At 53.6% G+C, this 19,742-nt stretch carries 17 protein-coding genes; 8 read left to right on the top strand and 9 right to left on the bottom strand.

The window, feature by feature from the left end; all coding sequences use genetic code 11:
• Nucleotides 1–100: 100 nt before the first annotated feature.
• Together ES815_RS14795 and queC are read left to right on the top strand one after the other, a co-directional pair.
• Nucleotides 101–1,801, top strand: coding sequence for an SgrR family transcriptional regulator (locus tag ES815_RS14795; RefSeq protein ID WP_142488443.1), 1,701 nt, complete (start codon nt 101–103; stop codon nt 1,799–1,801).
• Between the two features lie 66 nt (nt 1,802–1,867).
• Nucleotides 1,868–2,563: a 7-cyano-7-deazaguanine synthase QueC gene (gene queC / locus ES815_RS14790; protein WP_142488442.1), complete on the top strand. Its 696-nt coding sequence runs from the start codon at nt 1,868–1,870 to the stop codon at nt 2,561–2,563.
• 54 nt (nt 2,564–2,617) lie between these two features.
• Here the strand turns inward: queC and ES815_RS14785 are convergent, their stop codons facing one another.
• The 9 genes from ES815_RS14785 to bolA all read right to left on the bottom strand — a co-directional run bounded on the left by ES815_RS14785 (nt 2,618) and on the right by bolA (nt 12,968).
• Entirely contained in the window at nt 2,618–3,016 is a 399-nt protein-coding gene (locus tag ES815_RS14785) for a YbgC/FadM family acyl-CoA thioesterase (RefSeq protein ID WP_142488441.1), read from the bottom strand.
• Nucleotides 3,017–3,112: 96 nt separating this feature from the next.
• Nucleotides 3,113–3,481 carry a helix-hairpin-helix domain-containing protein gene (locus tag ES815_RS14780; RefSeq protein WP_142488440.1) on the bottom strand — a complete coding sequence of 123 codons (369 nt, stop codon included), beginning with the start codon at nt 3,479–3,481 and terminating at the stop codon, nt 3,113–3,115.
• Between the two features lie 148 nt (nt 3,482–3,629).
• A complete protein-coding gene (gene ppiD, locus ES815_RS14775) occupies nt 3,630–5,501 on the bottom strand; it encodes a peptidylprolyl isomerase (protein WP_142488439.1) in 1,872 nt (623 codons plus the stop codon).
• Nucleotides 5,502–5,712: 211 nt separating this feature from the next.
• Complete coding sequence (hupB, locus tag ES815_RS14770) at nt 5,713–5,985, bottom strand: nucleoid-associated protein HU-beta (protein WP_002444653.1); 273 nt, start codon at nt 5,983–5,985, stop codon at nt 5,713–5,715.
• Nucleotides 5,986–6,195: 210 nt separating this feature from the next.
• Nucleotides 6,196–8,550: an endopeptidase La gene (gene lon / locus ES815_RS14765; RefSeq protein ID WP_142488438.1), complete on the bottom strand. Its 2,355-nt coding sequence runs from the start codon at nt 8,548–8,550 to the stop codon at nt 6,196–6,198.
• Between the two features lie 184 nt (nt 8,551–8,734).
• Nucleotides 8,735–10,009, bottom strand: coding sequence for an ATP-dependent protease ATP-binding subunit ClpX (gene clpX, locus ES815_RS14760; protein WP_032616836.1), 1,275 nt, complete (start codon nt 10,007–10,009; stop codon nt 8,735–8,737).
• Between the two features lie 127 nt (nt 10,010–10,136).
• A complete protein-coding gene (gene clpP / locus ES815_RS14755; protein WP_032616835.1) occupies nt 10,137–10,760 on the bottom strand; it encodes an ATP-dependent Clp endopeptidase proteolytic subunit ClpP in 624 nt (207 codons plus the stop codon).
• Nucleotides 10,761–11,020: 260 nt separating this feature from the next.
• Nucleotides 11,021–12,319, bottom strand: coding sequence for a trigger factor (tig, locus tag ES815_RS14750; protein WP_142488437.1), 1,299 nt, complete (start codon nt 12,317–12,319; stop codon nt 11,021–11,023).
• A gap of 331 nt (nt 12,320–12,650) precedes the next feature.
• Nucleotides 12,651–12,968 (bottom strand): transcriptional regulator BolA, encoded by a 318-nt coding sequence (gene bolA / locus ES815_RS14740; protein ID WP_039032378.1) that lies wholly within the window; start codon nt 12,966–12,968, stop codon nt 12,651–12,653.
• A 303-nt stretch (nt 12,969–13,271) separates the two neighbouring features.
• On the opposite strand from bolA, the gene ES815_RS14735 reads away from it, so the two are divergent.
• From ES815_RS14735 to ES815_RS14710, 6 genes are all read left to right on the top strand, one after another.
• Nucleotides 13,272–13,850: a lipoprotein gene (locus tag ES815_RS14735; RefSeq protein ID WP_142488435.1), complete on the top strand. Its 579-nt coding sequence runs from the start codon at nt 13,272–13,274 to the stop codon at nt 13,848–13,850.
• Nucleotides 13,851–13,895: 45 nt separating this feature from the next.
• On the top strand, nt 13,896–15,371 hold the full coding sequence (ampG, locus tag ES815_RS14730; RefSeq protein WP_142488434.1) for a muropeptide MFS transporter AmpG: 1,476 nt from the start codon (nt 13,896–13,898) through the stop codon (nt 15,369–15,371).
• Between the two features lie 477 nt (nt 15,372–15,848).
• On the top strand, nt 15,849–16,796 hold the full coding sequence (cyoA, locus tag ES815_RS14725; RefSeq protein WP_142488433.1) for a cytochrome o ubiquinol oxidase subunit II: 948 nt from the start codon (nt 15,849–15,851) through the stop codon (nt 16,794–16,796).
• A 16-nt stretch (nt 16,797–16,812) separates the two neighbouring features.
• Nucleotides 16,813–18,804 carry a cytochrome o ubiquinol oxidase subunit I gene (gene cyoB / locus ES815_RS14720; protein ID WP_142488432.1) on the top strand — a complete coding sequence of 664 codons (1,992 nt, stop codon included), beginning with the start codon at nt 16,813–16,815 and terminating at the stop codon, nt 18,802–18,804.
• The gene (locus ES815_RS14715; protein ID WP_142488431.1) at nt 18,794–19,408 is read left to right on the top strand and encodes a cytochrome o ubiquinol oxidase subunit III; all 615 of its coding nucleotides are present in this window, start codon (nt 18,794–18,796) and stop codon (nt 19,406–19,408) included. The genes cyoB and ES815_RS14715 overlap by 11 nt, the downstream gene beginning before the upstream one ends.
• Nucleotides 19,408–19,734 (top strand): cytochrome o ubiquinol oxidase subunit IV, encoded by a 327-nt coding sequence (locus ES815_RS14710; RefSeq protein WP_142488430.1) that lies wholly within the window; start codon nt 19,408–19,410, stop codon nt 19,732–19,734. The genes ES815_RS14715 and ES815_RS14710 overlap by 1 nt, the downstream gene beginning before the upstream one ends.
• Nucleotides 19,735–19,742: the final 8 nt, after the last annotated feature.

The following is a 19,742-nucleotide window of genomic DNA, read 5'->3' as shown; positions in this document are numbered from 1 at the left end:
GAACTCCGAAAAATGTGAGGGGGTTAACTTGTGCATCAGTATTGCGTGATATATACGGAAGTAATACTGAATAGATAAAAATTATTGTTCCGGGTTTCCTATGCGCCAGCTCAATCGACTTAATCAGTACCAACGGCTGTGGCAACCCTCAGCCGGTGCGCCACAGCAGGTGAGCGTGGCTGAACTGGCCAGCCGCTGTTTTTGCAGTGAACGACACGTGCGTACGCTCTTGCGTCAGGCCCAGGAGGCGGGCTGGCTAAGCTGGCAGGCCCAGTCCGGGCGCGGTAAGCGCGGCGAGCTGCGCTTTCACGTCACGCCGGAATCATTGCGCAATACGATGATGGAACAGGCGCTGAAAAACGGCCAGCAGCACAATGCCCTGGAGCTGGCCCAGCTGGCACCCCAGGCGCTGCGCGCCCTCCTGCATCCTTTTCTCGGTGGGCAGTGGCAGAACAACACCCCGACGTTACGCATTCCCTATTACCGGCCACTCGATCCGCTCCATCCGGGCTTTTTACCCGGACGTGCCGAGCAGCATCTGGTCGGGCAGATCTTTTCCGGCCTGACGCGGTTCAACGACACCAGCAGCGAGCCGGGGGGCGACCTGGCACATCACTGGGAGATCGCCGCTGATGGATTACGCTGGCACTTCTACATTCGCTCCACGCTGCACTGGCATAACGGTGACAAAGTCGAGGCGGCCCAGCTACAGAGCCAGCTGGCACGACTGCTCACCCTGCCCGCGCTGCGTAAACTGTTTAACAGCATCAAACAGATTGAGGTGACCCCCCCCCAGTGCCTGACCTTCGTGTTACATCAGCCGGATCACTGGCTGGCGCATCGCCTGGCAAGCTACTGTAGCCGTCTTGCCCACCCTGAACAGCCTCTGACGGGGAGCGGGCCGTTCCGGCTGGCGATCTTCGATGCGGATCTGGTCCGGCTGGAAAGCCACGAGCAATATCATCTGGGACATCCGCTGCTGAAAGCGATTGAATACTGGATCACTCCCCAGCTTTTTGCCCAGGATTTAGGCACCAGCTGCCGTCATCCGGTGCAGATCGCCATTGGCGAACCGGAGGAGCTTGCCAGTTTGCGGCTGGTCAGTAACAGCATCAGCCTCGGCTTTTGTTATCTCACGCTGAAGCAGAGCGGTCGGTTAAGCGAGGTGCAGGCCCGCAGGCTGATCGACATCATTCATCACACCTCGCTGCTGCATACGCTGCCGCTGGACGAGAATCTCATTACCCCAACCCAGGAGTTGCTGCCGGGCTGGTCAATCCCACAGTGGCCGCAGGCGAACACCACCGCTCTGCCGAGGGCGCTCACCCTGATTTACCACCTGCCGGTGGAGTTACACACCATGGCGGAGCAGCTTAAACGCTATCTGGCCCATGAAGGCTGTCAGCTGACGGTGATTTTTCATGACGCGAAAACCTGGGATGGCTGCACTGCCCTGCCGGATGCCGATATCATGATGGGCGACAGGTTGATTGGCGAGGCCCCGGAATATACCCTGGAGCAGTGGTTGCGCTGCGATACTCTCTGGCCGCACCTGCTCAGCGCCCCGCAGTTTGCGCATCTGATGGCAACCCTGGATGCGGTTCAGGTTCTGCCCGACGCCGCAGCGCGCCATCTGGCGTTAAAAGAGGTGTTCTCCCAATTGATGGAGCGTGCCGTCCTGACGCCGCTGTTCAACTACCAGTATCAAATCAGCGCCCCGCCGGGGGTAAACGGCATCCGCCTGAATCCGCGCGGCTGGTTTGATTTTACCGAGGCCTGGCTACCGGCCCCGAAAACGTGAAGAAGCTGGTCGCCGCCACGGGCAGACGTTACCATAGGTTTTTAACCGTCCAAGTTGGGAAGATTTATGAAACGTGCCGTTGTCGTGTTCAGTGGAGGTCAGGACTCCACGACCTGTCTGGTTCAGGCTCTGCAGCAATATGATGAAGTCCACTGTGTGACTTTTGACTATGGTCAGCGCCATAGCGAAGAAATTGAGGTCGCGCAGAAACTGGCGGTGAAACTCGGTGCACGGGCGCATAAGGTTCTGGATGTCACCCTGCTCAACGAACTGGCGGTGAGCAGCCTCACCCGCGACAGCATTCCGGTGCCGGATTACGAACCGGATGCCGAGGGGATCCCGAATACCTTCGTGCCGGGACGTAATATTCTCTTCCTGACCCTGACTGCCATCTACGCTTACCAGGTGAAAGCCGAGGCGATCATTACCGGCGTGTGCGAAACCGACTTCTCCGGTTACCCGGACTGCCGCGACGAGTTTGTGAAAGCCCTTAACCATGCCGTGAATCTGGGGATGGCCAAAGATATCCGCTTCGAAACGCCGCTGATGTGGCTCGATAAAGCCGAGACCTGGGCGCTGGCCGATTACTGGGGCAAGCTGGAGCTGATACGTAACGAAACGCTGACCTGCTACAACGGCATTCAGGGCGATGGCTGTGGCCAGTGCGCTGCCTGTAACCTGCGTGCCAACGGTCTGAACCACTATCTGGCCGATAAAGCCGGAGTGATGGCAGCCCTGAAAAAGAAAACCGGTCTTAACTGATCCGGGCCAGTCTGCCGGGGGAAGTCTCCGCTTCACCCGGCATCAGAAGCGGCGTTATTTGATTAACAGCTCCAGCTTCTCACGTAACTCTCCTTCCAGCGGCAGCGCTTTTTGCGTTTTTAGATCAATGCAGACAAAGGTAATTAACGCATCTGCCACCACCTGCCCTTCCGGCTCGAGAGTTACTACCTGACTCAACACTCCACTTTTACCGTTCAGCTGTTGTAGCTGGCTGATGACGGTGAGGAGATCGCTGAGGACTGCGGGACGGCGATAGTTAATGTTAATGTTCGCCACCACAAAGGCGATACGCCGCTCGGTCATCCACTGAAAACTTTCGCTGTTTTCCAGCCCGTCCCAGCGCGCCTCTTCGAGAAACTCCAGATAACGTGCGTTATTAACGTGTTGATAAACATCGAGGTGGTAGCCGCGTACTTTGATTTGAGTCTGCATAGCGCAATAGCCTTAAGAGTTGTTATTTATAAGATTCAGAGGTCATAACTGGTATGACCTCTTTATCCTGGCAAATTTTTGCCACTGTGCAAGTGATTACAGCGTCAAATACGCAAGGTTACGCTCCACCAGCGCTCCGCCCATGCCGGGCACCTGCTTGAGATCGTCGAGGGTTTTAAACGGGCCGTATTCTTCACGGTAGCTGACGATCGCCTGGGCTTTCTTCAGCCCCACGCCGTTCATCACCCGCGCCAGCGCCTCCGCCGAGGCAGAATTGATGCTGATCCGCCCCTTCTCCGCTTCCGCCGCTTTCGACTGCTGGGGTGATGTGGCGAGGGGTGGCGCATCAGACTTACCTTGTGCGGCCTGCGTTTTGGCGGCTGGTGTCGCCGCCAGCGCGCAGTGGCTCATTCCTGCAGACGCAAGGGCAAGCGTAATAAAAAGGGCTTTGATTCCAGGTTTCATGCTGTTTTCTCCTTGTTTGTTGACAGCCCACTCACCATAAACGGGCCGCTTTTGCGGGACAAACAGCAGATTGCAGAAATGGAAAAGGCCGCGAAAGCGGCCTTTTAGTGTTGCAGTACGTTGCTCAAATTTGCGAGCAGCAACGTAATTACTGCTGGGTGATGATATCGCCCAGCTTGATTTTGGCTTCTTTACGCAGGTTGCTCATCAGTGCTTCGAAAGCAATTTGCGCGTTGTTCTGGGTGATGCCCTGAACCATTGCTTTCTTCTGCGCTTCCGGCATGGTGCCCGCTTTCACTTCGTCCAGCGCCAGAACCACTACGTTGCCCTGCATATCGTTGGCGATACCGAAGCTTGGCTTGTCTTTTGCCGGCAGGCTCAGACCGAATGCCGCCTGGCTGATCGGATCCTGACCGGTACGGCTCAGCGTTTTCGCCTCGCCAAAGCTCAGGCCAGCCGCTTTCAGCGCCTCGTCACCTTTACCGGCTTTCAGCTCAGCCAGCAGCTTCTCAGCGTCCAGCTTCGCCTGTTGCACGGCTTTGTTATGCTTAACCAGCGCTGTAATCTGATCTTTCACTTCTTCCAGCGGCTTGATCGCTTCAGGCTTGTGCTCGCTCACGCGCAGTACAAAGGCGCGGTCGCCGTCGACGGTGATGATGTCAGAGTTGCTGCCCGGGGTGCCGTTTTCGCCTACCAGACCACCATTGAAGATGGCATCCGCAACCGGTTTGAAGTTCAGCTCTTCCGGCAGGTTGTCATGACCAAACCAACCGGTAGTCACCGCTTTCGCACCCGCAGCCTGCTCAGCGCCGACCAGCGATTCGTTGTCATTGCTGGCCGCGTCGCTCACTTTCTGCTGCAACGCATAGAATCCATCCAGCGCTTTCTCCTGCTTCACTTTCGCCGCGATATCATCGCGAACGTCAGCCAGCGGTTTGGTGGTCGCAGAGGTGATGTCATCCAGACGCACTACCAGGAAACCGACGGAGGATTTAATCACACCAGAAAGTTGACCTTTCTCTTTCAGGCCGGCATTTTTCAGCTCGTCCGGTGTGGTGCCCTCTTCCAGCCAGCCCATATCACCGCCGTTTTTGGCAGAGATGATGTCGGTAGATTTCTCTTTCGCGACCGTCGCGAAGTCGGTGCCTTTGTTCAGCTCGTCCAGTGCCGCTTTGGCCTCGGCTTCAGTTTTAGTCTGAATGATGCTGAAACGGTTACGCTGTGGTTGGGTGAACTGATCCTGATGCTGATCGTAGTAAGACTGGATCTCCGCATCGGTTGCGTTTTCCTGCATCGCAGCCGCATCCAGCTTGATGTAGCTCACGCGGAACTGCTCCGGGGCGGTAAAGTTGTTTTTGTTCTGCTCGTAGTAGCTTTTCACCTCTTCGTCGCTCGCCTGCTGTTTCGCAGCAAGGGCGTTAACGTCGAAAGTGGCTTCACGCACGATGCGTTGCTGAGAAACCAGCGTCGCCAGCTCATCCGCTTCGCCTTTGAGCATGAAATCCGTACCCACCACGGCGTTGATCAGCTGCTGAGTGGTCAACTGGTTACGCAGCGCCTGAGCGTATTGATCCGGCGTCATCCCCATCTGGTTCACGATCGCGTTATAGCGGGTATTATCGAATTTGCCGTCATTCTGGAAAGCCGGGGTAGAGAAAATGGCTTTCTTGACCTGATCGTCGCTGATGCTCAGACCGATTTCACGAGCGTACTGATCCAGCAGCGCTTCGTCGATAAGACGGTTAAGCGTCTGCTGACGCAGGTTTTTCATGTACCCTTCATTCGCCGCCAGCTCAGAGAACTGATCGCCCAGCTGTTGCTGCATGCGGTTACGTTCACCGGCAAATGCATTTTCAAACTGCCCACGGCTGATTTCCTGGTCGTTCACTTTTGCGGCGTAGTTTGCACTACCGCCAATCAGGTATCCGCTCACGCCGGTCAAAATGAACGACACGATAATGATACCGAAAATAATCTTGAGCACGAGACTGTTAGCAGCCGTGCGTAAGCTGTCCATCATGGTGTAACCACACTCCGCTGTAGGTGACTGGTGACCTGACGCTGGCGGAAATCCTGACCGCAGCGCGTAAAGACGTATTGTGACAAGAAACCGGGGCGATTGTCAGCCCACAACTCGCATAAACTCACATAAATCAGGCCTGGACAAACAAAAAAGGCACATCAAATGATGCGCCCTTGTACTTTTCGACTTCCCTGACGTAAGAAAGCGATCAGTTTACTGCGTCTTTCAGCGCTTTGCCGGCGCGGAAGCCCGGAACTTTAGCAGCAGCGATGGTGATCTCTTTACCGGTCTGAGGGTTGCGGCCAGTACGGGCAGCACGCTCTTTAACAGCAAAAGTACCAAAACCTACCAGCGCCACGTCGTCCCCAGCCTGCAGAGATTCGGTAACAGAAGCAATCAAAGCATCTAACGCACGTCCAGCCGCAGCTTTGGAGATATCAGCACCCGCAGCAATTTTGTCAATCAGTTGAGATTTATTCACTCTTCTCTTCCTCTCTTTATAATTTATATCGCGCCTGAATCCTTCAAAACGCGACCGCGCAGCAGTTATATCAGGCCTGCCATGACCTTACAACACCCGTTGTTGATGGCTGGCCCAATCAGCAATCTAAATTAGCTATACAAAAAAAGGCTGGCAAGCCCGAAATCGCTCACCAGCCTTGTTTTTATTGACGCTCTTTGCGCGAGGTCACTATTTTGCGGTTACAACCTGCATTCCGTAAGGCTCGTTCTGCAGTGCAAGGGTCAGAACTTCCTCAATACGTTTCACCGGATGGATATCCAGATCGGCGATAACGTTATCCGGAATCTCTTCCAGATCGCGCTTGTTTTCATACGGGATCAGGACCGTTTTAATGCCGCCGCGGTGAGCTGCCAGCAGTTTTTCTTTCAAGCCGCCAATCGGCAGAACCTGGCCACGCAGGGTGATTTCGCCGGTCATCGCCACATCAGCACGCACCGGGTTGCCGGTCAGGCAGGACACCAGGGCGCTACACATTGCGATACCCGCGCTCGGGCCATCTTTCGGCGTTGCCCCTTCCGGCACGTGAACGTGAATGTCGCGTTTTTCGTAAAAGTCCGGATTAATACCCAGTTTTTCCGCACGCGCGCGCACCACGGTCAGCGCAGCCTGAATGGACTCCTGCATCACTTCACCCAGCGAGCCGGTGTAGGTCAGCTTACCTTTACCCGGCACACAGGCGGTTTCGATGGTCAGCAGATCGCCGCCCACTTCCGTCCACGCCAGACCGGTCACCTGACCGACGCGGTTTTCGCTGTCCGCACGGCCATAGTCGTAACGCTGAACACCCAGGTATTCGTGCAGGTTGTCGCCATTAATCACAATGTGCTTCAACGTCTTGTCGAGCAGCAGCTGTTTCACCGCCTTACGACACAGCTTGGAGATTTCACGCTCCAGGCTACGCACGCCCGCTTCACGGGTGTAGTAACGAATAATGCCGATAATCGCGCTGTCATCAACGGTCAATTCGCTCTCTTTCAGGGCGTTACGTTCAATCTGCTTCGACAGCAGGTGACGGCGGGCAATGTTCAGTTTTTCGTCTTCGGTGTAGCCAGAAAGCCGGATCACCTCCATACGATCCAGCAGCGGGGCCGGGATATTCATGGAGTTGGAGGTCGCCACGAACATCACATCGCTCAGATCGTAGTCCACTTCCAGGTAGTGATCGCTGAACGCCACGTTCTGCTCAGGATCCAGCACTTCCAGCAGGGCTGAAGCCGGATCGCCACGCATATCGGAGGACATTTTGTCGATCTCATCCAGCAGGAACAGCGGGTTTTTAACCCCCACTTTTGCCATTTTCTGGATCAGTTTGCCCGGCATTGAACCGATATAGGTTCGACGGTGACCGCGGATTTCCGCTTCGTCACGCACGCCGCCCAGCGCCATACGGATGTACTTACGTCCGGTCGCTTTAGCAATGGACTGGCCCAGGGAGGTTTTACCCACCCCCGGCGGCCCCACCAGGCACAGAATTGGGCCCTTGAGCTTGTTAACACGGCTTTGAACCGCGAGATACTCGAGGATACGGTCTTTGACGCGCTCCAGACCGTAGTGGTCGGTATCCAGGATCTCCTGGGCCTGACGCAGGTCTTTTTTGACCTTGCTGCGGGCGTTCCATGGAACCTGAACCATCCACTCGATATAGCCGCGTACAACCGTCGCTTCCGCTGACATCGGAGACATCATTTTCAGCTTCTGCAGCTCTGCTTCGGCCTTCTCTTTTGCCTCTTTCGGCATTTTCGCCGCGTCGATCTTACGCTTCAGCGCTTCGTTTTCGTCCGGTGCGTCATCCATCTCACCGAGCTCTTTCTGAATGGCCTTCATCTGCTCGTTCAGATAGTACTCACGCTGAGATTTCTCCATCTGCTTTTTCACGCGGTTGCGAATGCGCTTCTCAACCTGCAGCAGATCGATTTCAGACTCCATCATCGCCATCAAATATTCCAGACGCTCGTTAACGTCGGACATCTCCAGCACGGACTGTTTGTCAGCCAGCTTCAGCGGCATGTGCGCTGCGATGGTATCAGCCAGACGTGCAGGATCGTCGATGCTGTTCAGCGACGTCAGCACTTCTGGTGGGATTTTTTTGTTCAGCTTGATATAGCCTTCAAACTGACTGATTGCGGTGCGAACCAGCACCTCCTGCTCACGCTCGTCAAGCTGAGGCGAGTCCAGGTATTCGGCTTTTGCTGCGAAGTGTTCGCCATCATCAGATAGCGTGGTAATACGCGCACGCTGCAGCCCCTCGACCAGCACCTTCACGGTGCCATCAGGCAGCTTCAGCATTTGTAAAATAGAGGCCACGGTCCCGACGGTGAAAAGATCGTTTACACCCGGCTCATCCGTTGATGCTTCTTTCTGCGCAACCAGCATGATTTTTTTATCATGATCCATGGCGGCTTCAAGGCAACGGATAGATTTTTCCCGCCCTACAAATAAGGGTATGACCATGTGCGGATAAACCACCACATCGCGCAACGGCAATACGGGGATTTCAATGCGTTCAGAACGCTCAGGATTCATAGAGCTCTCTCTTAGTTTAGTGTCCGCCAGGTAATCAGGTTGCAGGACTGTGCTTCATGCAACCATTAACATGTAATCCAGTATATGGGGATGATTCCCACACATTCAACGCCATGTTTACGGAAAAATAAAAGGGGGGATTAAATCCCCCCTTTTTGATCAACTGCTTGTATGACCTGGTGAATTATTCGCCAGAGGCCTGCTGAGCTTCCGGGGTACCGTAAATCAGCAGCGGCTTGCTTTGGCCGGCAATGACGGACTCGTCGATAACCACTTTTTCGACTTCTTCCATCGAAGGAAGATCGTACATGGTATCGAGCAGGGCAGCTTCAACGATTGAACGCAGACCACGTGCACCAGTTTTACGCGCCATTGCTTTTTTAGCAATCGCGTCCAGTGCTTCGTCGCGGAACTCCAGCTCAACGCCTTCCAGATTGAACAATGCCTGGTACTGCTTAGTCAGGGCATTTTTCGGCTCTTTCAGGATCTGAATCAGCGCGTCTTCACTCAGTTCTGTCAGGGTGGCGACAACCGGCAGACGACCGATGAACTCAGGGATCAGACCAAACTTGATCAGATCTTCTGGCTCAACCTGGGTCAGCAGTTCGCCCTCTTTCGCTTTTTCAGACTTCGCCTTCACCGTCGCGCCAAAGCCAATACCCGAGCCGGTTTCAACGCGGTTAGCAATGACTTTATCCAGACCAGCAAACGCACCGCCACAGATAAACAGGATCTTGGACGTATCAACCTGCAGGAACTCCTGCTGAGGATGCTTACGACCGCCCTGCGGTGGAACAGCGGCAACCGTCCCTTCGATCAGTTTCAGCAATGCCTGCTGTACGCCTTCACCGGACACGTCACGGGTGATGGACGGGTTATCGGATTTACGTGAGATTTTGTCGATCTCATCGATATACACGATACCGCGCTGGGCTTTCTGGACGTCGTAATCGCACTTCTGCAGCAGTTTCTGGATGATGTTTTCCACATCCTCACCCACATAACCGGCTTCGGTCAGGGTGGTGGCGTCCGCCATGGTAAACGGAACATCCAGCAGACGTGCCAGTGTTTCTGCCAGCAAGGTTTTGCCGGAACCGGTTGGGCCAATCAGCAAAATATTACTTTTGCCCAGCTCAACGCCGTTGCTGTTATCCCCGTTACGCAGACGTTTGTAGTGGTTGTACACCGCCACTGCCAGCACTTTCTTCGCCTGTTCCTGACCGATGACGTAGTCATCAAGGTGATGACGGATCTCATGCGGCGTCGGTAACGCGCTGCGCTCACGGTGTGGTGCGACTTCTTTAATCTCTTCGCGGATGATGTCGTTACATAAGTCGACACATTCGTCGCAGATATACACGGATGGCCCGGCAATCAGTTTGCGCACTTCATGCTGGCTTTTGCCGCAAAAAGAGCAGTACAACAGTTTGCCCGATCCATCTTTGCGTTTATCTGTCATGAGTCAAAACCTCTTTTTAAGTTCTTTGTGCCGCACATGACGACGCAAATGCCATTCTCAGACGCAGGCTGCTCGTAAGCCAGGTGCCGCCCTACCATAGTATAGCGGCACACCCGCGCCGTGGGCATCAATTACGGTGGGTCAAAATGGAGTCGACTAAGCCGTACTCTACTGCCTCTGGTGCGGACAGGAAGCGATCGCGCTCGGTATCACGCTCGATCTGCTCTAGTGATTGACCCGTATGGTGAGCCATAAGTTCATTCATGCGCCCTTTTACCTTCAGGATTTCACGGGCATGAATTTCAATATCTGTCGCCTGGCCCTGATACCCGCCCAGCGGCTGGTGAATCATTACGCGCGAGTTTGGCAGGCAGAAACGCTTGCCTTTCGCCCCTGCGGTCAGCAGGAATGCGCCCATCGATGCCGCCTGGCCCATACAAATGGTGCTCACATCAGGCTTGATGAACTGCATGGTATCGTAAATGGACATCCCGGCAGTGATCACGCCACCTGGGGAGTTGATGTACAGGTAAATGTCTTTTTCCGGGTTTTCCGCTTCCAGAAACAGCATCTGCGCTACGATCAGGTTCGCCATGTGGTCTTCCACCTGGCCGGTCATGAAAATAACGCGTTCTTTAAGCAGACGGGAGTAGATATCAAAAGAACGTTCACCTCGAGAGGTCTGTTCAATAACCATTGGCACCAGCGCCATATGGGGTGCAAAGTTATCTCGTTCGCCACTGTATGACATTTCCGTCTCCTGGATAAAAAATGAAAATACCTGCTGTACTGATTGTAACCTTGCGGACGGATTATCAGCCAGTCTCTTTAATACTGCTTCCCCACTAATGGGGGCGGCTCAGCCCTATTTCAAGCATAACAATCTTTTGTTTTAACGCTAACACTGAAAAGGCGTTTTATCACGCTTCAAGGCCTGGAACTGTGATAAAAAAAACCCGCCGCCGGGAGGCAACGGGTTTTTTGCTCAAACTTTAAACAAAGCAGGCAGAATTAAGCCTGTTGGTTCATCAGTTCGTTGAAAGAAGTGGCTTTTTCGGACACTTTCGCTTTGGCCAGAACGGCTTCAACAGCCTGCTCTTCCAGTGCGACGTTGCGCATGTTTTCCATCAGCTCTTTGTTGCTGCCGTAGAAAGCAACCACTTCTGACGGATCTTCATAGGCAGAAGCCATCTCTTCGATCAGGCCTTTAACACGCTCTTCGTCAGCTTTCAGCTCGTGGGTACGAATCACTTCACCCAGCAGCAGACCAACAACAACGCGGCGTTTAGCCTGCTCTTCGAACAGCTCACGAGGCAGTTCCAGAGCTTGTTTCTCATTGCCACCGAAACGCTGTGCAGCCTGACGACGCAGAACGTCGATTTCGCTGTCGATCAGTGCAGATGGGATCTCGATTTCGTTAGCTTTAACCAGACCTTCGATCGCCTGAGACTTAACGCGGTTACGCACGGCGCCTTTCAGCTCGCGTTCCATGTTTTTACGCACTTCAGCACGCAGGCCTTCAACAGAACCATCTTCAACGCCGAAACGCTTGATGAAATCTGCAGTCAGTTCTGGCAGTTCGCGGTCTTCAACTTTCTTCAGGGTAATCGCGAATTTCGCGGCTTTACCTTTCAGGTTTTCAGCGTGGTACTCTTCCGGGAAGGTCACGTCGATAGTGAACTCTTCGCCTGCGCTGTGGCCTTTGATACCGTCTTCAAAGCCTGGGATCATACGACCCTGACCCATCGCCAGTACGAAGTCAGACGCTTTGCCGCCTTCGAACTCTTCGCCGTCTACAGAGCCGGAGAAGTCGATGGTGACACGGTCTTCTGCATCCGCAGCGCCGTCTTTGTCTTTCCAGGTCGCCTGCTGCTTACGCAGGGTGTCCAGCATGCCGTCAACGTCGGCTTCAGTCACTTCAACGATTGGTTTTTCAACTTCGATCGCGTCCAGACCTTTCAGCTCAACTTCCGGGTAAACTTCGAACTCTACCGCGTAGGTGAAGTCTTCGCCCAGTTTGTATTCACCCGGAACATAGGTCGGGGAACCGGCTGGATTGATTTTTTCTTTGATGATCGCGTCAACGAAGTTGCGGCTCATCAGGTCACCCAGCACGTCCTGGCGAACAGAAGCGCCATAACGCTGAGCAACGACATTCATCGGTACTTTGCCCTTGCGGAAGCCGTCAATACGGACTTTCTTTGCTACGTTGACCAGCTCGCTTTTTACAGCGTTTTCGATGCTGTCAGCAGCGATTGTAATCGTTACACGGCGGCCAAGGCCTTGAGTGGTTTCAACTGAAACTTGCATCTTGTTACCTCAAAAAAATCACAGTGCTCGGTCAACTCTGAATTTGCCTCGCAATACCGGGATGCTCTCTTAGCAGATTCACATTCCCTGTCGCCAGAATCATCCCGAAGACATTCATATTAAGACGCGGCATTATAGCGGCATCACTTTAGTGAGTCGAGAACGGTTGGCGCATGTTGCTGCGGCTTTTTTCACAATTTCAGGCTATTTTCGGCCTTAAAATCGCGCCACCGGCTCAAAACCCGGACAAAACAAAACGGCCCGCAGGCCGTTTTGACGTAATCTTTATGCAACATACTGGAAAAGCTCCCGCTGTTGCAAACAGGATTTGTTACGCGATCGTCCCTGCCCCCCGGCAGGGTGGCGACGCGAAAATCGTATCCTGTAAGCCCTTCCACTCTTTGATCGTATAAGTATGCAACGCCAGCGCATGGACTGTGGTCGAGAGCTCTTCCGTCAGGGTTCCGTAAATCATACGGTGACGATTAAGAAAACGCTCACCAGCGAAACGATCGCTGACCAGCACCACTTTAAAGTGGCTCTCAGAGCCTGCCGGTACGTTATGACGATAACTTTCGTCGACGACTTCAAGGAACACAGGTTCAAAGGCCGCCCTTAACTTATCTTCAATCTGTTCACGTATCATCATGAAATTACTCCTCCGACAACGCTGAGATGTCACCCATCCCTTTAAATATTAGCCGCTTTTACCGCTTGCATAACAAGAAGACAACAAAAATTTAGCTTTCATCTGATTTTCTCATTCAACCGAATGAAGTCCTATAAGGGGGAGTCGTTTTGTCGTCCGAATAACGGAAAAGCGTTTCAGTTGGTCAGTTTTCAGACAAGGCGATGAATTTACATGCGTTGACCACTTCCCCTTGCCGTTGGCGATGTTATGATGGCGGCAATTTTTTTCTATATATGCTTACGATTCGTTGAGAGCCTGAACATGTTAAAAAAACTCTTTTTCCCTTTAGTCGCCCTGTTTATGCTGGCCGGCTGTGCAACCCCACCCACCACCATTGATGTTTCTCCGAAGATCTCTCTGCCGCAGCAGGATCCAAGCCTGATGGGCGTCACCGTGAGTATCAACGGTGCAGATCAGCGTAAAGACCAGGCGCTGGCGAAAGTCACCCGTGACAACCAGCTGGTGACCCTGACGGCCTCTCGCGATCTGCGTTTCCTGCTGCAGGAAGTGCTTGAGAAGCAAATGACCGCACGCGGCTATATGGTTGGTCCAAGCGGCGCGGTTGATCTGCAGATCATCGTTAATAACCTTTACGCTGACGTCTCTCAGGGCAACGTGCGCTATAACATCGCGACCAAAGCGGATATCGCCATCATCGCCACCGCGAAGAACGGCAACAAGATGAATAAGAACTACCGTGCAAGCTACTCTGTTGAAGGCGCCTTCCAGGCCACCAACACCAATATCGCTAATGCCGTAAACAGCGTGCTGACCGACACCATCGCCGATATGGCGCAGGACACCAGCATTCACGAATTCATCAAGCAGAACGCACGTTAATTCAGCCTGCTGACCCGACTTCCGGTCGGGTCAGTTAACCTGCCCATGTCCAGTCAATACCTACGTATTTTCCAGCAACCTAAATCAGCTATCCTGCTGATCCTTGGTTTCGCCTCCGGTTTACCCCTTGCACTGACATCGGGCACGTTACAGGCGTGGATGACCGTAGAAGATATCGATCTTAAAACTATCGGCTTCTTCTCGCTGGTCGGCCAGGCCTATGTCTTCAAGTTTTTATGGTCGCCGATGATGGACCGCTACACCCCGCCTTTCCTCGGCAGGCGTCGTGGCTGGTTGCTGATGACCCAGGCGATGCTGCTGCTGGCGATTGCCGCGATGGGCTTCCTCGAACCTGCCTCGCAGCTTCGCTGGATGGCCGCGCTGGCGGTGGTGATTGCCTTCTGCTCCGCGTCGCAGGATATCGTTTTTGATGCCTGGAAAACGGATGTGCTCTCGGCCGACGAGCGTGGGGCCGGGGCCGCCATCAGCGTGCTGGGCTACCGTCTGGGTATGCTGGTCTCCGGTGGGCTGGCGCTATGGCTGGCAGACCGCTATCTCGGCTGGCAGGGCATGTACTGGCTGATGGCCACCCTGCTGATCCCGTGCATGATCGCGACCTTCCTGGCGCCGGAACCGAGCGATGTTATTCCCGTTCCCCGCTCACTTGAGCAGGCGGTTGCCGAACCGCTGCGCGACTTCTTTGGCCGCAACAATGCCTGGATCATTCTGCTGCTGATTGTGCTGTATAAACTCGGTGATGCGTTTGCCATGAGTCTGACCACCACCTTTCTGATCCGCGGCGTGGGCTTTGATGCCGGTGAAGTGGGTGTGGTCAACAAGACGCTGGGGTTAATCGCCACTATTATCGGCGCGCTGTATGGCGGAGTCCTGATGCAGCGTTTAAGCCTGTTCCGCGCGCTGCTGATCTTCGGCATCCTGCAGGGTGTGTCGAATGCCGGTTACTGGCTGCTCTCCATCACCGATAAGCATATGCTCAGCATGGCGGCGGCGGTATTCTTTGAAAACCTGTGCGGTGGGATGGGGACGGCTGCGTTTGTCGCCCTGCTGATGACCCTGTGCAACAAATCCTTCTCCGCAACCCAGTTTGCCCTGCTCTCTGCGCTCTCAGCCGTGGGGCGGGTTTACGTCGGCCCTATCGCGGGCTGGTTTGTGGAAGCGCACGGTTGGGCTGAGTTTTATCTCTTCTCCGTCTTTGCGGCCATTCCGGGACTGCTGTTGCTATTACTATGCCGCCGCTCGCTGGAATATACCCAGCAGACGGAACACTTTATGGTCAGGACGCGTTTCCCGTCAGCCTATCGCTTCGCGTTAAGAATATTGCTGGTGGGATGTCTGACGCTCGCACTGTGGCTCATCGTAACGATCGTCAATGCCACCACCACCCTCGTACTGCCGTTTAGCCTGCTCCTGCTGGACATCGGCGCGCTGCTGGCGCTGACCGGGATCCTTACGGGAGCACTCCTTGACTATCTGGCCATGCGTGAGAGCCAGAGGGTGTAAAACCGGCGCAAAATGTTATTTTCCGTTGTAATCACCCATGTAAATTATAACGGCAAATAAATTTGGTCATGGAAAAATAATATTTGTTGTTTCGTGCCTCTTAGAATTCCGGAAATTATTGGAGCATGGGATATAGGGTATTTTTCGTTAACCGATTCAGCAAACGAAACATTAATTTTACGTTTTTTATTTGTCTCTTTATTGATGATTATTTGTTAATAAATTGTTTGTTTTCAGCAATGGTTATACCAATTGCCCTTTTTACCCTACCTACAGAGTCTGTTTCGTTATAACGCCCGTCTGGCGGTGCTTGCGTCTGAAAAACGGTTATAATTTGCAACATCTGTGACTTCCCTGGCAGAACCTGGTAACACGTTCCTGACACAGGTCTAATGATGTTTACAGTAATGTAACGTTCCCGTAAAATGCCCCCACACTTTAAACGCCACCAGGTCCCCGTGGAATTGAGGTCGTTAAATGACACTTAGGAAATACAATAAAAGTTTGGGATGGTTGTCGTTATTTGCAGGCACTGTATTACTCAGTGGCTGTGATTCTGCGCTGCTAGACCCCAAAGGACAGATTGGACTGGAGCAACGTTCGCTCATTCTGACGGCTTTTGGCCTGATGATGATCGTCGTGATTCCCGCCATCTTGATGGCTGTTGGTTTCGCCTGGAAGTATCGTGCGAGCAACAAAGATGCGAAGTATAGCCCTAACTGGTCACACTCCAATAAAGTGGAAGCTGTGGTCTGGACGGTGCCGATTCTGATCATCCTGTTCCTTGCCGTACTGACATGGAAAACCACTCACGCGCTCGAACCTGCAAAACCGCTGGTTCACGATGAGAAACCGATTACGATCGAAGTCGTCTCCATGGACTGGAAATGGTTCTTCATCTACCCGGAACAGGGCATTGCTACCGTAAATGAAATCGCCTTCCCGGCGAACGTCCCGGTGCAGTTCAAAGTAACGTCTAACTCCGTGATGAACTCCTTCTTTATCCCGCGTCTGGGTAGCCAGATTTACGCGATGGCCGGTATGCAGACCAACCTGCACCTGATCGCGAATGAAGCAGGCACCTATGATGGTATCTCCGCCAGCTACAGTGGCCCGGGCTTCTCTGGTATGAAGTTCAAAGCCATTGCCACGCCTGACCGTGCCGCTTTCGACCAGTGGGTTGCTAAAGCGAAACAGTCTCCGAACACCATGTCTGACATGGCTACGTTCGAAAAAGTGGCAACACCTAGCGAATACAACAAGGTGGAGTACTTCTCTAACGTGAAACCGAATTTGTTCAAAGACGTTATTGGCAAATTTATGGACCACGGCAAGAGCATGGACGTGACCCAACCTGAAGGCGAGCATAGCAAGCACGAAGGGATGGAAGGCATGGACATGAGCCACGCGGAAACCTCTCACTAAGGGGCCGAGGAAGAAAATGTTCGGAAAATTGACACTGGATGCGGTGCCGTACCATGAACCAATTATCGTGGTTACGCTTGCTGCAATTATCATTGGTGGCGCAGCCTTAATTGGCCTGATCACTTACTTCGGTAAGTGGAGCTATCTGTGGAATGAGTGGCTGACTTCGGTCGACCACAAAAAACTCGGTATCATGTACTGCATCGTCGGTATCGTCATGTTAATTCGTGGCTTTGCCGATGCAATCATGATGCGTAGCCAGCAGGCGCTTGCCTCCGCTGGCGAAGCAGGCTTCTTGCCACCGCACCACTACGATCAGATCTTTACCGCGCACGGCGTGATTATGATCTTCTTCGTGGCGATGCCGCTGGTTATCGGTCTGATGAACGTGGTTGTGCCGCTGCAAATCGGCGCGCGCGACGTTGCGTTCCCGTTCCTGAACAACCTGAGCTTCTGGTTCACGGTTGTCGGTGTGATTCTGGTTAACCTGTCACTGGGTGTGGGCGAATTTGCTCAGACCGGCTGGCTGGCTTACCCGCCGCTTTCAGGAATTGAATACAGTCCTGGTGTAGGGGTTGATTACTGGATTTGGGCGCTGCAGCTCTCCGGTGTCGGTACGACCCTGACCGGTATTAACTTCTTCGTGACTATCCTGAAGATGCGTGCCCCAGGTATGACGATGTTCAAGATGCCAGTATTTACCTGGGCATCTCTGTGCGCCAACATCCTGATTATCGCCTCCTTCCCAATCCTGACTGTTACCGTCGCGCTGCTGACCCTGGATCGCTATCTGGGTACCCATTTCTTCACCAATGATATGGGCGGCAACATGATGATGTACATCAACCTGATTTGGGCATGGGGTCACCCTGAAGTGTACATCCTGGTTCTGCCGGTCTTCGGTGTGTTCTCCGAAATCGCAGCGACCTTCTCGCGTAAGCGTCTGTTTGGTTACACCTCGCTGGTGTGGGCAACCGTGTGTATTACCGTTCTGTCGTTCATCGTTTGGCTGCACCACTTCTTCACTATGGGTGCGGGCGCGAACGTAAACGCCTTCTTCGGTATTACCACCATGATTATCGCGATCCCAACCGGGGTTAAGATCTTCAACTGGCTGTTCACCATGTACCAGGGCCGTATCCAGTTCCACTCAGCAATGCTGTGGACTATCGGCTTCATCGTGACCTTCTCCGTAGGTGGGATGACCGGCGTACTGCTGGCTGTACCGGGTGCTGACTTCGTTCTGCACAACAGCCTGTTCCTGATTGCGCACTTCCACAACGTTATCATCGGCGGCGTCGTCTTCGGCTGCTTCGCTGGCGTAACCTACTGGTGGCCAAAAGCGTTCGGCTTCACGCTGAATGAAAAATGGGGTAAACGCGCGTTCTGGTTCTGGATCATCGGCTTCTTCGTCGCATTTATGCCGCTGTACGTGCTGGGCTTCATGGGTATGACCCGTCGTCTGAGCCAGCAGATCGATCCGCAGTTCCACCCAATGCTGGTTGTTGCAGCCGTGGGTGCAGCGCTGATTGCCTGTGGTATCGCGTCTCAGCTGTATATGTTCTACGTCTCTATTCGCGACCGTGAACAGAACCGTGACCTGACCGGTGACCCATGGGGTGGCCGTACGCTGGAGTGGGCAACCTCTTCTCCACCGCCGTTCTATAACTTTGCCGTTGTGCCGCACATTCATGAGCGTGACGCATTCTGGGAAATGAAAGAAAAAGGGGAAGCGTACAAGCAGCCAGCGCATTACGAAGAGATCCACATGCCGAAAAACAGCGCAGCGGGCATGGTTATCGCCGCCTTCGCTACGGTATTTGGTTTCGCTATGATCTGGCACATCTGGTGGCTTGCGATCGTCGGCTTCGCTGGCATCGTGATCAGCTGGATTGTGAAGAGCTTTGATGAGGACGTGGACTACTACGTACCAGTCCGTGAAGTTGAAATCCTGGAAAAACAGCATTTCGACGAGATTGCTAAAGCGGGGCTGAAAAATGGCAACTGATACTTTAACCCACGCGACTGCCCATGCGCATGAACACGGGCACCATGATACAGGGCCGATGAAAGTCTTCGGCTTCTGGATCTACCTGATGAGCGACTGCATCCTGTTCTGCTGTCTGTTCGCGACCTATGCCGTTCTGGTGAACGGCACAGCGGGCGGCCCGACCGGTAAGGACATCTTCGAGCTGCCGTTCGTTCTGGTTGAAACCGCACTGCTGCTGTTCAGCTCCATCACCTACGGCATGGCCGCAATTGCCATGTATAAGAACAACAAGAGCCAGGTCGTCTCCTGGCTGGCGTTGACCTGGCTGTTTGGTGCTGGATTTATCGGGATGGAAATCTATGAGTTCCACCACCTGATCGTGGAAGGTTTCGGTCCGGACCGCAGTGGCTTCCTGTCAGCGTTCTTCGCGCTGGTAGGTACTCACGGTCTGCACGTAACCTCCGGCCTGATCTGGATGGCGGTACTGATGTTCCAGGTATCCCGTCGCGGCCTGACCAGCACTAACCGCACCCGTATTATGTGCCTGAGCCTGTTCTGGCACTTCCTGGATGTGGTTTGGATCTGTGTGTTCTCTGTAGTGTATCTGATGGGGGCGATGTAATGAGTCATTCAAACGATCATGGCGCTTCCCATGGCAGCGTAAAAACCTACATGACAGGTTTCATCCTGTCGATCATCCTGACGCTTATCCCGTTCTGGATGGTGATGAACGGTTCTGGTTCTAAAGCGGTCATTCTGGGCACGATTCTGGTGACTGCCGTCGTTCAGATCCTCGTGCATCTGGTTTGCTTCCTGCACATGAACACTAAGTCCGATGAAGGCTGGAACATGACGGCATTCATCTTTACCGTGATTATCATCGCAATCCTGGTAGTCGGCTCCATCTGGATTATGTGGAACCTTAACTACAACATGATGGTTCACTAAGAGCGGCG

The organism is Leclercia adecarboxylata (assembly GCF_006874705.1).
GTDB lineage: Bacteria > Pseudomonadota > Gammaproteobacteria > Enterobacterales > Enterobacteriaceae > Enterobacter > Enterobacter adecarboxylatus_C.
The sequence above is the reverse complement of the archived record's forward strand: the minus strand, read 5'-3'. Positions and strand labels throughout refer to the sequence as shown.

What these genes read in the sequence shown, in the direction of transcription:
- ES815_RS14795 (WP_142488443.1), top strand. Translation starts at nt 101, where the DNA reads ATGCGCCAGCTCAATCGACTTAATCAGTACCAACGGCTGTGGCAACCC.
- queC (WP_142488442.1), top strand. Translation starts at nt 1,868, where the DNA reads ATGAAACGTGCCGTTGTCGTGTTCAGTGGAGGTCAGGACTCCACGACC.
- ES815_RS14785 (WP_142488441.1), bottom strand. Translation starts at nt 3,016, where the DNA reads ATGCAGACTCAAATCAAAGTACGCGGCTACCACCTCGATGTTTATCAA.
- ES815_RS14780 (WP_142488440.1), bottom strand. Translation starts at nt 3,481, where the DNA reads ATGAAACCTGGAATCAAAGCCCTTTTTATTACGCTTGCCCTTGCGTCT.
- ppiD (WP_142488439.1), bottom strand. Translation starts at nt 5,501, where the DNA reads ATGATGGACAGCTTACGCACGGCTGCTAACAGTCTCGTGCTCAAGATT.
- lon (WP_142488438.1), bottom strand. Translation starts at nt 8,550, where the DNA reads ATGAATCCTGAGCGTTCTGAACGCATTGAAATCCCCGTATTGCCGTTG.
- clpX (WP_032616836.1), bottom strand. Translation starts at nt 10,009, where the DNA reads ATGACAGATAAACGCAAAGATGGATCGGGCAAACTGTTGTACTGCTCT.
- clpP (WP_032616835.1), bottom strand. Translation starts at nt 10,760, where the DNA reads ATGTCATACAGTGGCGAACGAGATAACTTTGCACCCCATATGGCGCTG.
- tig (WP_142488437.1), bottom strand. Translation starts at nt 12,319, where the DNA reads ATGCAAGTTTCAGTTGAAACCACTCAAGGCCTTGGCCGCCGTGTAACG.
- bolA (WP_039032378.1), bottom strand. Translation starts at nt 12,968, where the DNA reads ATGATGATACGTGAACAGATTGAAGATAAGTTAAGGGCGGCCTTTGAA.
- ES815_RS14735 (WP_142488435.1), top strand. Translation starts at nt 13,272, where the DNA reads ATGTTAAAAAAACTCTTTTTCCCTTTAGTCGCCCTGTTTATGCTGGCC.
- ampG (WP_142488434.1), top strand. Translation starts at nt 13,896, where the DNA reads ATGTCCAGTCAATACCTACGTATTTTCCAGCAACCTAAATCAGCTATC.
- cyoA (WP_142488433.1), top strand. Translation starts at nt 15,849, where the DNA reads ATGACACTTAGGAAATACAATAAAAGTTTGGGATGGTTGTCGTTATTT.
- cyoB (WP_142488432.1), top strand. Translation starts at nt 16,813, where the DNA reads ATGTTCGGAAAATTGACACTGGATGCGGTGCCGTACCATGAACCAATT.
- ES815_RS14715 (WP_142488431.1), top strand. Translation starts at nt 18,794, where the DNA reads ATGGCAACTGATACTTTAACCCACGCGACTGCCCATGCGCATGAACAC.
- ES815_RS14710 (WP_142488430.1), top strand. Translation starts at nt 19,408, where the DNA reads ATGAGTCATTCAAACGATCATGGCGCTTCCCATGGCAGCGTAAAAACC.